The sequence below is a fragment of the Mesorhizobium sp. J428 genome, from assembly GCF_024699925.1.
In the GTDB taxonomy this organism is placed as follows: Bacteria; Pseudomonadota; Alphaproteobacteria; order Rhizobiales; family Rhizobiaceae; genus Mesorhizobium_A.
In genome coordinates, this window is the sequence record NZ_JAJOMX010000001.1 from 80,378 (window position 1) to 95,260 (window position 14,883).

The 14,883-nt window shown below is 66.3% G+C and carries 10 protein-coding genes and 2 pseudogenes; 1 reads left to right on the forward strand and 11 read right to left on the reverse strand.

Going from position 1 to position 14,883, the window contains the following annotated elements; genetic code table 11:
* Nucleotides 1–93: 93 nt before the first annotated feature.
* Entirely contained in the window at nucleotides 94–1,944 is a 1,851-nt protein-coding gene (locus LRS09_RS00440) for an aminopeptidase P family protein (RefSeq protein ID WP_257803591.1), read from the forward strand.
* Here LRS09_RS00440 and LRS09_RS00445 read toward each other — a convergent pair.
* From LRS09_RS00445 to LRS09_RS00495, 11 genes and pseudogenes are all read right to left on the reverse strand, one after another.
* A complete protein-coding gene (locus LRS09_RS00445) occupies nucleotides 1,929–2,225 on the reverse strand; it encodes an AzlD family protein (RefSeq protein WP_257803592.1) in 297 nt (98 codons plus the stop codon). The genes LRS09_RS00440 and LRS09_RS00445 overlap by 16 nt on opposite strands.
* A complete protein-coding gene (locus tag LRS09_RS00450; protein ID WP_257803593.1) occupies nucleotides 2,222–2,971 on the reverse strand; it encodes an AzlC family ABC transporter permease in 750 nt (249 codons plus the stop codon). Before LRS09_RS00450 ends, LRS09_RS00445 begins: the two co-directional genes overlap by 4 nt.
* An 84-nt stretch (nucleotides 2,972–3,055) precedes the next feature.
* Nucleotides 3,056–5,211 (reverse strand): annotated as a pseudogene (gene ligA / locus LRS09_RS00455) (NAD-dependent DNA ligase LigA).
* 102 nt (nucleotides 5,212–5,313) lie between these two features.
* On the reverse strand, nucleotides 5,314–6,978 hold the full coding sequence (gene recN, locus LRS09_RS00460) for a DNA repair protein RecN (RefSeq protein WP_257803594.1): 1,665 nt from the start codon (nucleotides 6,976–6,978) through the stop codon (nucleotides 5,314–5,316).
* 10 nt (nucleotides 6,979–6,988) lie between these two features.
* Complete coding sequence (locus LRS09_RS00465) at nucleotides 6,989–7,816, reverse strand: outer membrane protein assembly factor BamD (RefSeq protein WP_374684891.1); 828 nt, start codon at nucleotides 7,814–7,816, stop codon at nucleotides 6,989–6,991.
* 180 nt (nucleotides 7,817–7,996) lie between these two features.
* Nucleotides 7,997–8,947: a UDP-3-O-acyl-N-acetylglucosamine deacetylase gene (gene lpxC, locus LRS09_RS00470; RefSeq protein WP_257803597.1), complete on the reverse strand. Its 951-nt coding sequence runs from the start codon at nucleotides 8,945–8,947 to the stop codon at nucleotides 7,997–7,999.
* Between the two features lie 281 nt (nucleotides 8,948–9,228).
* Complete coding sequence (ftsZ, locus tag LRS09_RS00475; RefSeq protein WP_257803599.1) at nucleotides 9,229–10,875, reverse strand: cell division protein FtsZ; 1,647 nt, start codon at nucleotides 10,873–10,875, stop codon at nucleotides 9,229–9,231.
* A gap of 72 nt (nucleotides 10,876–10,947) precedes the next feature.
* Nucleotides 10,948–12,254 (reverse strand): annotated as a pseudogene (gene ftsA / locus LRS09_RS00480) (cell division protein FtsA).
* A complete protein-coding gene (locus LRS09_RS00485; protein WP_257803600.1) occupies nucleotides 12,251–13,186 on the reverse strand; it encodes a cell division protein FtsQ/DivIB in 936 nt (311 codons plus the stop codon). The pseudogene ftsA and the gene LRS09_RS00485 overlap by 4 nt, the downstream one beginning before the upstream one ends.
* Nucleotides 13,174–14,100, reverse strand: coding sequence for a D-alanine--D-alanine ligase (locus tag LRS09_RS00490; protein ID WP_257803601.1), 927 nt, complete (start codon nucleotides 14,098–14,100; stop codon nucleotides 13,174–13,176). Before LRS09_RS00490 ends, LRS09_RS00485 begins: the two co-directional genes overlap by 13 nt.
* A gap of 234 nt (nucleotides 14,101–14,334) precedes the next feature.
* Nucleotides 14,335–14,883, reverse strand: a complete 549-nt coding sequence (locus LRS09_RS00495) for a hypothetical protein (protein WP_257803602.1) — start codon at nucleotides 14,881–14,883, stop codon at nucleotides 14,335–14,337.

The following is a 14,883-nucleotide window of genomic DNA, read 5'->3' on the forward strand; positions in this document are numbered from 1 at the left end:
AATGCAATATTCATAAATGCTCCGCCGGGCATCGAGATTGCAACGGCCGGTCGCTGCGGTTACCGTCGCGCCTCCCCGAAACCGGTGCCGAGCATGTTCCAGTCCTTCGACGTCACATCCGATCCCTCCCAGGGTGCTGCCCGCGTGGCGCGCCTGCGCGAATGGCTTGCGGGGAAGAAGCTCGACGGCTTCATCGTGCCGCGCGCCGACGAGCATCAGGGCGAATATGTGCCGGCGCGCGCCGAAAGGCTGTCCTGGCTGACCGGCTTCACCGGATCGGCGGGCGCTGCGATCATCCTCGCCGACAGCGCGCAGATCTTCGTCGACGGCCGCTACACGCTCCAGGTGCGCGGCCAGGTCGATCCGTCGATCTTCTCGGTGCAGAACCTCGTCGAGACGCCGCCCGCCAAATGGCTGGGCGAGAATGCCCCAAAGGGCGCGCGGATCGGCTTCGACCCGTGGCTGCACACCATCGCAGAAGCCAAGGCGCTGAAGACCGCGCTCGAAAAGCGCGGCGCCGAACTGGTCGCGGTGGCGAAGAACGCAGTGGACGCAATCTGGGACGACCAGCCGGCAGCTCCGCTCGAATCCGTCGACATCCAGCCGCTCGACTATGCGGGAGAGCTCGCCAAGGACAAGCTCGCGCGCATCGCCGAGAGCCTGAAGGCGGAAGGCGCGACCCACACGATCCTGACCGACCCCTCCTCGCTTGCGTGGACCTTCAACATCCGCGGGCGCGACGTGCCCCACACCCCGCTGGCGCTGGGCTTCGCGGTGATCTCGGCCGACGGCCAGCACCTGCTCTTCATGGACAAGCGGAAGCTGCCGCGCACCACGGAGGCCTATCTGACGCAACTGTCCGACATCCGGCCGCCGTCGACGCTGGAGAGCGAGATCGCGGCACTGGCGAAGGCCGGTGCCAAGGTCGGCCTCGATCAGTCGCTCGTGGCGGAGAAGCTGCGCCTGATCGTCGAGGAGAACGGCGGTACGGTCGTGTCCTTCGCCGACCCGGCACGCCTCCCCCGCGCCACCAAGAACGACGCCGAACTTGCAGGCACCCGCAACGCGCACCGGCGCGACGGTGCGGCCGTGTCGCGCTTCGTCCGCTGGATCGAGACGCGGCCGCCCGGTTCGGTGGACGAGATCGCGGCGGTGACCGCGCTGGAGAACTGCCGCACAGAGACCGGCAAGGAGCTGCAGATGCCGCTGCGCGACATCTCCTTCGACACGATCTCCGGCGCAGGGCCCAATGGCGCGGTCATCCACTATCGCGTGACGACCGCGACCAACCGCACGCTGGGTCCGGGCGAACTCTACCTCGTCGATTCCGGCGCCCAGCACCAGGACGGCACCACCGACATCACCCGCACGCTGCCGATCGGCGAGCCGACCAAGGAGATGCGCGAGCGCTATACGCTGGTGCTGAAGGGCATGATCCAGATCTCGATGCTGCGCTTTCCGCCAGGCACGCGCGGCGCCGACATCGACGCCTTCGCGCGCGCCGCCTTGTGGAAGGCCGGCCTCGACTACGCGCACGGCACCGGCCACGGCGTCGGATCGTTCCTGTCGGTGCACGAAGGCCCGCAGCGCATTGCCAAATCCGGCACCGAGAAGCTGCTGCCGGGGATGATTCTCTCCAACGAGCCGGGCTACTACAAGGAAGGCGCCTACGGCATCCGGCTGGAGAACCTGATCGTCGTCACCGAGGCGATGCCGGTCGAAGGCGGCGACCTGCCGATGCACGGCTTCGAGACGCTGACGCTGGTGCCCTTCGACAAGCGCATGATCGCGACGGAGCTCTTGACGCGCGAGGAGTTCGAGTGGCTGAACGCCTACCATGCGCGCGTGCGCGAGGAGGTAGGTCCCCTGCTGGCGGGCGACGAGCGGGCCTGGCTGGAAGCTGCGACCTCACCCTTCGCCGACCACCATCATCCGAGCAGATAGCGCAGCCCGATCAGCACCACCGCGCCGGCGATGAACATCGGTATGAAGCTGAAGCGCAGCGCGACGAGGCCCGCGACCACCATCGCCGATAGTTCGGCCGGCCCGCCGTTGAACAGCGCCGGCGCGAACAGCGTGGTGAGAACCGCGGCGGGCACGGCGTTGAGCCCGGCCTCCACGCGCGGGGGAATGCGCTCGAAGCGCGACAGGACGAAATGGCCGCCTGCACGTGCCAGATAGGTCATTGCCGCAGCGGCGAGGATGATCCAGACCGTCCCGCTCATGGCGCGGCCCCCGCCTCGTCGGGCTCAGGATCGGCCGGCGGATGCGGCTTCGCCAGCGCGGCGGCGAGCGCTACGCCGGCGGCGGCGCCGATCGAGACATGCCAGGGCGAACCGACATAGCGGTAGGCGATCACCGCGACGACGCCTGAGGCGACGACGATGGGCAGCCAGAGCGGACGCTTGCGGAAGCCCATGACCAGCCCGAGGAAGTAGATCGGCAGGAGGAAGTCGAGCCCAAGCGCATGGGTGTCGGGGATCAGTGCGCCGAACCCCGCGCCGATCGCCGAGAGCAGGACCCAGGTAAGGTAGACCAGCACGCCCATGCCCATGTACCACGCGAAGCCGATCTCCTGCCGCGCCTCGATCTTGCGCTCGCTCTCCGCATAGACGGGATCGACAAGGAAGAAGAAGCCGACGGCCTGCTGCCAGGGACGCCAGTGCGTGATGCGCCGGCCGACGGCGGCGGAATAGAGCACATGGCGGAAATTGACGGCGAAGATCGACAGGACCACGATCCAGCCCGGCAGGCGCTGCCCGAACAGCTCGACGCCGACCATCTGCGATGCGCCGCCGAAAATCGTCATGCTCATCAAGACGATCTCGAAGAACGAGAGCCCCTGCTTCGCGGCGAGCGCCCCGTAGAGGATACCGAACGGCGCTGCCGCAAACGTCGCGGGAATTGCGGCCCGCATGCCCGACCAGAACTGGCTCGAAGTATTCGCAGGAATGGTAGTCTCCACGCCCATGTCAGGTTCATCGTCGCGGGCGTTGTAGGTTCGTCCGCCGGGCGTGTCTGTTGAATTCGGTTGAGCCAGCGTTCAGCCCGGCAATCACCCTTCCACGCGCCTGAACCACTCGTCCTCGTCGATCACCTCGATGCCGAGATCCGTGGCCGCCTTAAGCTTGGAACCGGCGCCGGGGCCGGCGACGACGAGGTCGGTCTTCTTCGATACCGACCCTGCCGTCTTGGCGCCGAGTCGTTCGGCCATGGCCTTCGCCTCGTCGCGCGACATGCGCTCCAGCGCGCCGGTGAACACTATGGTCTTGCCGCTGAACTGGCTATCGACCTGCCCCACCTTCTCCTCGTCGAGCGGAACGACGCCGGCCGCGAGCAGGTCATCGACGGCCTTCTGGTTGTGCGCCTCGTTGAAGAACTCGACCAGCGCTTCGGCCACGACCTCGCCGACGCCGTTGACGGCGTTCAGTTCCTGCCAGGCGGCATTGCCCTTGTCGCCCTTGCCGGCGGGGATCTCGGCCTCGGTCGCGACGGCACGGATCGCCTCGAAGCTGGTGAAATGACGCGCGATGCGCTTCGCATTGGTCTCGCCGATGTGGCGGATGCCGAGGGCGAAGAGGAAGCGGGAGGTCTCCACCGCCCGTCGGGCATCGATAGCGTCGAACAGTTTCTTGACCGAAACCGCGCCGAAGCCCTCGATGTTTTCGAGCTTGGTCAGCGAAGCGCGCTGGCGCTCCCTCAGGGTGAAGATGTCGGCCGGCTCGCGTATGCGCAGTGCCGGATCCTCGGCGTTGAAGAAGAACTCAATCTGCTTCTCGCCAAGCCCCTCGATGTCGAACGCGTTGCGCGACACGAAGTGGCGCAGCCGCTCCACCGCCTGCGCCGGGCAAATCAGCCCGCCGGTGCAGCGGCGCACCGCCTCCCCTTCCTCGCGGACGGCATGGCTGCCGCAGGCTGGGCAGAGATGCGGGAACTCGTAGGGCGTGGAATCGGCCGGCCGCTTCTCAGGCATGATGTCGAGGATCTGCGGAATGACGTCGCCGGCGCGCTGGATCAGCACCGTGTCTCCGACGCGGATGTCCCTGCCCTCGCGGATCGGACTACCGTCATTGCCGATGCCGCGGATGTAGTCCTCGTTGTGCAGGGTTGCGTTGACGACCACCACACCACCGACCGTAACCGGCTCAAGGCGTGCCACGGGCGTCAGCGCGCCAGTGCGGCCGACCTGGATGTCGATGGCCTTGAGGACGGTGGTGGCCTTTTCCGCGGGGAACTTGTGCGCCGTCGCCCAGCGCGGCGAGCGCGAACGAAAGCCGAGGCGCTCCTGCAGGTCGAGCCGGTCGACCTTGTAGACGACGCCGTCGATGTCGCATGCGGCAGGCTCGCGCGGTCGGCCTCGATCGCGCGATATTGTGCCAGCATCTCCTCCAGCGAGGCGCAACGCTTCATCCGCTCGTTGACGGGAAACCCCCAGTCGCGGAAGCGCAGCACCGAGTCGTATTGCGTGTCGGCCAGCGGCTCGGACGTCTCGCCCCAGGCATAGGCGAAGAATTTCAGCGGGCGCGACCGCGTCACCTCCGGGTTCTTCTGGCGCAGGCTGCCGGCGGCGGAGTTGCGCGGATTGGCGAAGGTCTGGCCGCTCTCTGCCATGCGCTTCTGCAGGTCGAGGAAGTCGTCTCGGCGCATGTAGACCTCGCCGCGCACATCGACGATATCCGGCGCATCCGCCGGCAGGCGTTCGGGAATCTCGGCAATGGTGCGGATGTTGGCCGTGACGTTCTCGCCGGTGGTGCCGTCGCCGCGGGTGGCGGCCGTCACCAGCCTCCGGTTCTCGTAGCGCAGCGACATCGACAGGCCGTCGATCTTGGGCTCGGCGGTGAAGACCAGCGGCGCCTCGGGACCGAGGTTGAGAAAGCGGCGCACCGAGGCAACGAAATCCGTGACGTCCTCTTCCGAGAAGACGTTGTCGAGCGACAGCATCGGCTTCGAATGCTGCACCTGCGCGAAGGCGGAGGAAGGTGCGGCGCCGACCGACTTCGACGGCGAATCCTCCCGGATCAGCTCGGGGAAACTCGCCTCGATCGCGGCATTTCGCAGTTTCAGCGCGTCGTAGGCGGCGTCGGAAATCGTCGGGGCATCTTCGGCGTGGTAACGCCGGTCGTGTCCGGCGATCTCGGTCGCCAGCCGCGCCAGCTCCTCGGCGGCCTGTTCTTCCGTGAGCTTCTCGACGGGCGTGTTCTCGATCGTCATGAGGGCATCCGTTTCGGCGATTGAGGCGGCAAGGTTTCGACCAAACGGCGGGATTTGTAAATCGCCCCGTGCCGACCGGCACAACCTGCTGACAAGTTCCTGTCAGCCGGCGCTTTCGGCCAACAGCCGGTGCGCGGCGGCGCGGGCTTCCTCGGTGATCGTCGCACCGGCGAGCATGCGCGCGATCTCCTCGCGCCGGTCGGACTGTTCGAGCTCCACAACCGCCGTGGTGACGCGATCGACACCCGACTTGGAGATCAGGTAGTGCGTGGCCGCACGCGCTGCCACCTGCGGCGCATGCGTGACCGACAGGACCTGCACCCGCGCCGACAATCGCGCCAGCCGCTTGCCGATCGCATCGGCGACAGCGCCGCCGACGCCTGTGTCGATCTCGTCGAAGACCAGGGTCGGCGCCGAGCCGCGATCGGCGAGCGCCACCTTCAGCGCCAGCAGGAACCGCGAAAGCTCGCCGCCGGAGGCGACCTTCATCATCGGGCCGGGGCGGGTGCCGGGGTTCGTCCGCACCTGGAACTCGACATGGTCGATCCCCTCCTCCGTCCGGTCCGCGGCTTCGGTGGAGATGTCGACGATGAACTCGGCGCGCTCCAGCTTCAACGCCGGCAGCTCAGCCATGACCGCGGCCGCGAGACCGGTCGCAGCGGCGTGCCGCAGCGCGGACAGGTGCTCGGCCTGGCGGTCGTAGACGCCGCGCAGCTCCGTCGCGGTCTTCTCGAGTAAGGCGAGCCGCCCCTCGCCCGCATCGAGGTCGGCAAGGTCGGCCACCATCGAATCGCGCAGTGCCGGCAGGTTCTCGACCGTCACTGAGAATTTTCGTGCCGCGCCCCGCAGCGCAAACAGCCGCTCCTCGGTCTGCTCGAGGATGCGGGGATCGAAATCAAGCGCGCGTTCGGCGGCCGCCACGGCCTCCTGCGCGGCGTCGAGCGCGATCAGCGCCTCGTCCAGCGTCCGGACGATCTCACCGAGCAGCTCCGGTGCCTCCGCTTCCTTGCGCTGCAGACGACGCAGCAGGCTCGACAGCGCGGGGACCGGCGATGTGGAGCCGGACAGCGTCTCGACCGCGTCGTTGACTTCCGAGGCGGTCTTCTCAGCCCGCATCATGCGCGCGCGCTTCTCCGCCAGTTCTTCTTCCTCGCCAGGCTGGGGATCGAGCTTGGAGAGTTCGGCGACGGAAGCGCGCAGATAGTCCGCCTCCCGCGCCGCGGCCTCGACCTTGGCCCGGTGGCGGGCAAGCTCCTGCTCGGTCGCGCGCCACTGGCGGAACGCGTTGGCCGTCGCTGAAACCTCGCCGAGATGGCCGCCGAACGCGTCGAGAAGCGTCCGGTGCGCGGCGGGATCGACCAGCGCGCGCTCGTCGTGCTGGCCATGCAGTTCAACCAGCAGCCGGCCGATGTCCTTCATCAGCCCGACGCTCGCCGGCTGGTCGTTAACGAAGACGCGCGTGCGGCCGTCGGCCGTCTGCACGCGGCGCAGGATGATGTCGCCGTCGGTGTCGAACGCGTTCGCTTCAAGAAGTTCGCGGGCCGGATGGTTGCCCGGCACGTCGAACACGGCCGTCACCTGCCCCTGCGTGGACCCTTGGCGCACCAGGGAAGCGTCGCCGCGCGCACCGAGCGCCAGCGACAATGCATCGAGAAGGATGGATTTGCCCGCGCCTGTCTCGCCCGTCAGCACGGAAAGGCCCGACCCGAAGTCGAGGTCGAGCCGCTCGATCAGGACGATATCGCGGATCGACAGGCGCGAGAGCATGAATGGCGGATCAGGTGCCGATGATGGCCCGGCCGGCCTTCGAGATCCATGAGCCGGTATTCTCGCGCGGCTCCAGCCCGCCCTTCTGCAGCAGGGCGTAGGAGTCCTTGTACCACTGGCTGTCCGGATAGTTGTGGCCGAGCACGGCGGCGGCGGTCTGTGCTTCGGAGGTGAGGCCCATCGCGTAGTAACCTTCCACCAGGCGCGCCAGCGCTTCCTCGACGTGGCGGGTGCTGGAATAGGTTTCCACCACGACGCGGAACCGCTTCATCGCCGCGATATATTCGCGCCGCTCGAGATAGTAGCGACCGACCTGCATCTCCTTGCCGGCCAGCTGGTCGCGCGCAAAGCGCATCTTCGCCTTGGCGTCCTCGACATATTCCGAATCGGGCCAGCGCTGGACCAGCTCGTCCATCGCCTCCACCGTGCGGCGCGCTTCCTTCTGGTCCTGCGTCACATCGCGGATCTGGCGATACCACGACAGGCCGATGATGTACTGCGCATAGGCGGCGTCCGGCGAAGTCGGGTAGAGGCTGATGTAGCGCTTGGCGCCGGAGATCGCCTCGTCGTAATTGCCCTGCCGGTAGTTGGCGAAAGCGCCCATAACGAGCGACTTGCGGGCGAACTCGGAATAGGGGTGCTGGCGATCAACGGCCTCGAACTTCTTGATCGCCTCGCCCATGCGGCCCGCATTCATGTTGGCGAGGCCTTCATTGTAGAGCTTGTCCGCCGGATCGGTTTCCTCGACATAGGTCGAGAGGTCGAGGTCCTTTTCGCCGCCAAAGCCCATGCACCCCGACAAAGCGACGGGCGCAAGGAGAACCGGAAGAACCAACATCGGCAGTCGCGAGATCACGCTCGCTTTGTGCAGCTTCGACATGGACTTGCCTCTCCGGTGCACCCGAGAATTATGGGCGAAATGACTTTGGCCCGGAACGGTTCATAAATCATAACCGCCCGAACGGGGCAACGCTGTGCCCATTCAATGGCGCAATTTTGTGGCGGAAAAGGCGACGCCTCAAATCATCCAGGGCGCATACACAGGCGCGTTCACGGCGACCATTTCGCCGACACGCCCCCGACCCTGCCGCACCGTCTCGACGATCTCGAAGGCGCTGCGATCGGACAGCAAGCGGCGAAGCGCCGATGCGTTGAGCTTGTGACCGCCGCGCCACGACCGGAAGCAGCCGATGAAACGAGCGCCCGCGAGCGCGAGGTCGCCCATCGCGTCGAGCGTCTTATGACGGGCGAACTCGTCGGCGAAGCGCAGCCCCTCGACATTGATCACACGGTGATCGTCGCCGATGACGACCGAGTTCTCCAACGAAGAGCCGAGCGCATAGCCCGCCGCCCACAGCCGCTCGACGTCGCGCATGAAGCCGAAGGTGCGGGCGCGCGAAATATCCTTGCGGAAGCGTGCGGCGTCGATGTCGGTCGCAAACGCCTGGCGGCCGATCGCCGGACTGTCGAACTCGATGTCGACCTCGAACCGGGTGCCGTTATAGGGGCGGAATTCGGCCCAGGACGATCCGCTCTCGATTCGCACCGGCTTGACGATGCGGATGTAGCGGCGGCGCGCATCCTGTTCCTCGATGCCGGCCTGGTCGAACGCGTCGACGAACATCGCCGCGCTGCCGTCGAGGATCGGAACCTCGGGCCCGTCGATCTCGATCGCGACATTGTCGATGCCGAGGCCGAGAAGCGCGGCCATCAGATGCTCGACGGTCGCGACATAGGCGCCCGACGGGTCGCCGAGCACGGTGCTCAGGTCCGTCGCGCCGATCTCCGACACGAGCGCGCGAATCTCGCGCGGCGTCCCGTCCAGATCGATACGACTGAAAACGACCCCGGTATCGGGGTCGGCGGGACTGAAATGAATCGAAACCGCCTTGCCGCTGTGAACGCCAATGCCTGAAAGCGTCACGCGCGATTTCAGTGTCGTCTGATATTCCTGCAAACTAAGCCCCATACAACCCGCCTTGGCTGGCATGCCTCCGTCTCGCGGAGCTTCCTTTTCGTCCTGCCAGCACAGACCGGGTCACCATCCCCAAATAGGCCCGATCCAACCAAAATCTCGCCTGGAAGATAGTTTGTGCGCAGAGAGTCGCCAAATCACGCTTTCTTACTCGCTGTTACCGCACAAACTCTCAAAAACCCCGTCTAAGCCCTTATCGCAGCTTACATTTCACAAGTGAAAAGGAGGGGTCGAAACCCCTCCTCCACATCACACGTAACAAACGGCGCCGAGCGTCAGTTGGCCTGCCTGCGCAGGAAGGCCGGAATCTCGAGCTGATCGTCCTCGTGAATCGCCCGCGGCTGGGCGACGACACGGCCGTGCTCGTCGAGCTGGCCGCGGCGCGGTGCGTAGAGCGAGGGGTCCTGGCTGGGCAGCCGGCGGGCTTCCGGAGCGGGTTGCAGCTTCGGTTCGCGCGGCTGGGCCGGCTGAAGACGTGCCGGCTCCTCTTCCTTGCGGCCGAGGCTGGAGGTCAGGCGCTTGAGGAGCCCCATCGGGCCGCGCTCGTCGGGTTCGGCGGCGCGCGCAGCCTGCTGTGCCTCAAGGGCAGCATGCACGACCGGCGGGAAATCCTCGACCCGCGGCATGCGCGGAGCGACCGGAGCCTGAGCGACCGGAGCGGCCTGGGCCACCGGCTGCTGGACCTGCCGCACGACCTGCTCGGCAACGGGCTGCTGGAAGAGCGTGCTCTTCGGACGGAAATCCTGCTCGGGCTGGGCCGGCGCGACGTGGACCTCGGCGGCGCGAATGGCCTCTGCGATCGGGTCGAGAGGACGCTCCTCCATCCGCGGCGCCTCGGCGACGCGGGCCACCGGCTGCTGCGGAGCGGCGACCGGACGAACCTCAGCAGCGGGCTGCTGCGGCTTGGCGACCTGCTTCGGCATCTGGCGCAGCGGCGGGGCCGACATCTCGATGCCGGTCTTGTCGATGCCCGTGGCAACCACCGACACGCGGATAACGCCCTCCAGCTCTTCGTCGAAGGTGGCGCCGAGGATGATGTTGGCGTCCGGATCGACTTCCTCGCGGATGCGGGTCGCAGCCTCGTCGACCTCGAACAGGGTGAGGTCGCGGCCGCCGGTGATCGAGATCAGCAGGCCCTTGGCCCCCTTCATCGAGGTCTCGTCGAGCAGCGGATTGGCGATCGCGGCCTCCGCGGCGGCCATCGCACGGCCCTCGCCCGAGGCCTCGCCCGTGCCCATCATCGCCTTGCCCATCTCGCGCATCACCGAACGGACGTCGGCGAAGTCGAGGTTGATCAGGCCTTCCTTGACCATTAGGTCGGTGATGCAGGCGACGCCGGAGTAGAGCACCTGGTCGGCCATCGCGAAGGCGTCGGCGAAGGTGGTCTTGTCGTTGGCAATGCGGAACAGGTTCTGGTTCGGGATGACGATGAGCGTGTCGACGCTCTTCATCAGTTCCTCGATGGCCGATTCCGCGGTCTTCATGCGGCGCTGGCCCTCGAAGTGGAAGGGCTTGGTGACGACGCCGACGGTGAGGATGCCCTTTTCGCGCGCCGCACGCGCCACGACGGGAGCAGCGCCCGAGCCAGTGCCGCCGCCCATGCCGGCGGTGACGAAGCACATGTGGGTGCCGTTGAGATGATCGACGATCTCGTCGAGGCATTCTTCCGCGGCGGCGCGGCCGACCTCAGGCTGCGATCCGGCACCGAGGCCTTCGGTGACGTTGGCGCCGAGCTGGATGATGCGTTCGGCCTTGGACGTGGCTAGTGCCTGGGCATCCGTGTTGGCCACGACGAACTCGACGCCGCGCAGGCCGGCGGTGATCATGTTGTTGACGGCATTGCCGCCGCCCCCGCCGACGCCGAACACGGTGATCCGGGGCTTCAGCTCTGTGATGTCCGGCTTCTTGAGATTGATCGTCATTGTCCTCGTCCTTTGCCTTTCCTGCCGCCTCGCCGCGCGGCTGCTGTTCTTCGGGCCGCAGCCCCACCCAAACTAGAAACTGTCCCTGATCCACTGGCCGACACGATGGAGCCGTCCCCCGGTGCCGTGCTCTTCATACGCAATCCGCCGACCCGCCTCGTTTCGAAGCTTGCGACCTGCGGATAGATCATCAGGCCGACCACCGCCGAGAAGGCAGGCCCTTTCGCCGCTTCCGGCAGGCCCTGGATTCCCAGCGGCCGGCCGATGCGCACATTGCGTCCGAGAATGCGCCGCGCTGCATCCGGCAGGCCGGAGAGCTGGCTGGCGCCGCCCGTCAACACCACGCGCTTGCCTACGGTGTTGCCGAAGCCGGACTTGTTGAGCCGGTCGCGCACGAGTTCGAGCGTCTCGTCGATGCGGGCGCGCACGATGCGCGTCATGACGGCGCGCGGGATCTGCAGCGGCACGTCGGTGTCGTCGCCGCCCATCGGCGGCACCGTGACAATGTCGCGGTCGTCCGCACCGGTCTGCAACGCTGAACCGTGCATCACCTTCAACCGCTCGGCATCCTCAAGCCGAGCCGACAGGCCGCGCGCGAGATCGTGGGTGACGTGGCCACCACCGATCGGAATCGCATCCGCGAAGACGAACTTGCCTTCCGAGAATACCGAGATCGTCGTCGTGCCGCCGCCCATGTCGATGCAGGCGGCACCCATCTCGGCCTCGTCGTCGACGAGAGCCGCGAGCGCACTGGCATAGGGCGTCGCAACCATGCGCTCGACCGACAGGTGGGCGCGGTTGACGCAGAGCTCCAGATTGCGCTGCGGCGCGGCGTCGCCCGTCAGCACATGCATGTCGACGCCCAGCGTTTCGCCCACCATGCCGCGCGGATCGCGCACGCCGCGCTCGCCGTCGAGCGAGAAGCCGACGGCGAGCGAATGAACCACTTCGCGCTCGGCCCTGAGCGCCTGACGCGAGCCCGCAGCCAGGACCTGCTTGATGTCGTTGGCGTCGACCTCGTGGCCGCCGAGATTGATCGAGGCCTGGAAGGATTCGCTCTTCAGCCGGCCGGACGACAGGTTGATGATGAGCGATTCGACCGTCAGACCCGCCATCCGCTCGGCGGCGTCGACCGCCAGGCGGATCGCCTGCTCGGCCTTGTCGAGGTCGACGATCATGCCGGCCTTGACGCCCTGCGACTTCTGGTGGCCGATGCCGATGACCTGCATCTTGTGCGTCCGCCCCGGCAGGCGCGCGCTCTCCTCGCGCGGCTTGAGGCGCGCGATGATGCAGCAGACCTTGCTCGACCCGATATCGAGAACGGTGATGACGCCCGACTTGGGCGCGCCGCTGGATTTGTTGGGGACGAGCCAGCTCATATCTTCTTCCCCGACTTGGATTTCTTGGCCTGTTCGCTCAGTGCAGCCTCGCGGCGCGTCGCGGCCTCCGGGGTGAGCCTTACGACCACCCTGTCCTCCAGCCGCATGTCGACGGCGGCAACATCGCGCGACAGGATGCCCTGCTCGCGGTCGAGACGGGCGACCTCGGCGATCGCCGCATCCTCGCCATACTCTGGCAGGCGGATGGTTACGCCATTCTCCAGCCGTAGATCCCAGCGCCGGTCGGCGACGCGGATGAAGGCCTTCACACGGACGGAGAGCTCCGGCGTCCGCGCGATGCGGGACATGAACTCGGCGGCGCGCTCGTTGGCGCCAGCGCCGATGAACACCGGCAGCGTGGCGTAGCGCGGATGGTTGAACGGCACGATGATGTGGCCGGCATCGTCGATCAGCGACAACTGCTGGCCGTGCTGCCAGATCGCCAGCGGCTTCTTCTCCGCAAGCTCGACCTCGAGCACGTTCGGGTAGATCTTGCGCACGGACGCGTCCGACACCCAGGGCATGTTCGCGATGCGCTCGCGCGCCGCATCGGCATCGAAGCCGACCAGCGAGGTCCAGCCGTCGAGGCCGAGCTCCTGCAGAACGTCGATTTCCGACGTCTCCTTGTTGCCGGCCATGCGAACATCTTCAATCGCGAAGCCGCTACGGGCGGTGACGGCCTGGATTACGGCCGGCGCGTGGCCGCCGATGATCGCCCCGTAGACGCCGGTCGCCGACATGAAGACAGCCGTCATGATCGTCGCCGCATAGCGGGGCGCCGTCATATCGCCGGAGACGAGGCGACCGAGAACGCGCGCAGGCTTGCGCAGCCAGCGCGGCAGCACGATGCCATCCCACGCCGCAGCCGCGCGGGATGCCGCGGAGCGATCCGCAACCTGCCGCGCACCCTGTGACGACTTCAACGCAAACACGAAGCGTCCTCCACCATCCAACTCAGAAGCTCGCCGAAGTCATGACCAGCATGCTGGGCGATCTCGGGCACAAGCGATGTCGGCGTCATACCCGGCTGGGTGTTCACTTCGAGCCAGACGAGCTCACCATTCTCCGAATAGCGGTCGTCGTAGCGGAAGTCGGAACGAGAGACGCCCCGGCAGCCGATTGCTTGATGAGCCTTGAGCGCCAGTGTCTGTATTTTTTGGTAAATATTCGGTGAAATTTTTGCAGGGATTTCGTGTTTCGACCCGCCCTTCACGTATTTCGAATCGTAGTCGTAGAAGGAATGGCCGACCGGAACGATCTCGCAGACACCGAGCGCCACATCGCCCATGACGGCACAGGTCAACTCCCGGCCATGGATATAGCGTTCGACCATGACCACATCACCGTAACGCCACTCGCTCGACCCCACGACCTGCGGCGGATGCGACTGATCCTCCTGGACGATCACAACGCCGAAACTCGAGCCTTCGCTGACAGGCTTCACGACATAGGGCGGCTTCATCGGATGCTTCGACCCAATGGCATGCCGGTCGAGCACCTTGGACTCGGCAACCGGAATGCCGACCGACTTCGCGATCCGCTTCGCCTGCTCCTTGTTCATCGCAAGCGCGGACGCCATCACGCCGGAATGGGTGTAGGGAATCTGGAGATATTCGAGGATGCCCTGAATGGTGCCGTCCTCGCCGAAAGGACCATGCAGCGCATTGAAGGCGGCATCGGGCGCCAGATCAGCAAGGACGCGCGCGACATCGCGTCCGACATCCACCCGCGTTACGCGATAGCCGACCTTTTCCAGCGTATCCGAACAGGCATTGCCGGACGACAACGACACGGGCCGCTCGGACGAAAATCCGCCCATCAGAACAGCTACGTGCTTACCTGTCATGCCCCGGTGTCCCTCTCCGGTCGGGTTGGCGATGACGTCCCAAGGATTCAGAGTCCGAGTCTTCCGGTGGATTCCCCCGCCAGACGGAAAACGCGGTTACGCGTCGAACGACTCAAATCAGGAAACGCTTTAACCCAAGGAATCAGAACTGGGATTCGCTGGCAAGCCAAGATTGCGGAGAAGGTCGCGAAGCTTGCGTCGGGCTGACGAGCCACGCCCGCCAAGTCGCGGAAATCACGGAGAATTCCGTTTCAGGATAAGTGAGCGGGCGTCGTCGAGCTGGAGCTGGTAATCGCGCGACGCCGAGTAGAAGTCGCCGGGCTCAAGCACGTTTTGAAGAGAGTTGAGGGCCCAAAACTCGCCCACCACTACTAAGGCGTGCGAGAGGTTGCGCCCTTTCTGCTCGTCCACCTCGCGGCACAGGAACTCGAACAGGACGAGCGTCTCGGGCCTCGCGAGGTCGAAGCGCTCGTCGCGTTCAGGCGGACAAGCATCGGGCAACGGAGGATCGTCTTCATGTCCCAGCAGATCGACGATGATCTCGGTCTCTTCCGGAGCAAGCATTTCGCGCGCCGCGCGGAGCATCGACCTGCCGCCTGCCGTGCCCGGCGTGGCTTGCAGCGAGGCAGCAAGGGCATGGAGCGCGACCGGTTCGGCGGCGTGCGCGCATGCGGAGGAGAGGTTGGCGCAGCGACGGGCGATCACTTCCCTGCGCAGCCAGCCGTCGAGAACGATGGCCTCGGCCGCCGAGAGTACAATCCGGAACGTGTTGCGACCGGTCAT

Excerpts from the sequence above, each read along its gene's own strand:
- recN (WP_257803594.1), bottom strand. The coding sequence starts at position 6,978 with ATGCTCTCGCGCCTGTCGATCCGCGATATCGTCCTGATCGAGCGGCTC.
- LRS09_RS00495 (WP_257803602.1), bottom strand. The coding sequence starts at position 14,883 with ATGACCGGTCGCAACACGTTCCGGATTGTACTCTCGGCGGCCGAGGCC.
- LRS09_RS00440 (WP_257803591.1), top strand. The coding sequence starts at position 94 with ATGTTCCAGTCCTTCGACGTCACATCCGATCCCTCCCAGGGTGCTGCC.
- ftsZ (WP_257803599.1), bottom strand. The coding sequence starts at position 10,875 with ATGACGATCAATCTCAAGAAGCCGGACATCACAGAGCTGAAGCCCCGG.
- LRS09_RS00490 (WP_257803601.1), bottom strand. The coding sequence starts at position 14,100 with ATGACAGGTAAGCACGTAGCTGTTCTGATGGGCGGATTTTCGTCCGAG.
- LRS09_RS00445 (WP_257803592.1), bottom strand. The coding sequence starts at position 2,225 with ATGAGCGGGACGGTCTGGATCATCCTCGCCGCTGCGGCAATGACCTAT.
- LRS09_RS00465 (WP_374684891.1), bottom strand. The coding sequence starts at position 7,816 with ATGTTGGTTCTTCCGGTTCTCCTTGCGCCCGTCGCTTTGTCGGGGTGC.
- LRS09_RS00450 (WP_257803593.1), bottom strand. The coding sequence starts at position 2,971 with ATGGGCGTGGAGACTACCATTCCTGCGAATACTTCGAGCCAGTTCTGG.
- lpxC (WP_257803597.1), bottom strand. The coding sequence starts at position 8,947 with ATGGGGCTTAGTTTGCAGGAATATCAGACGACACTGAAATCGCGCGTG.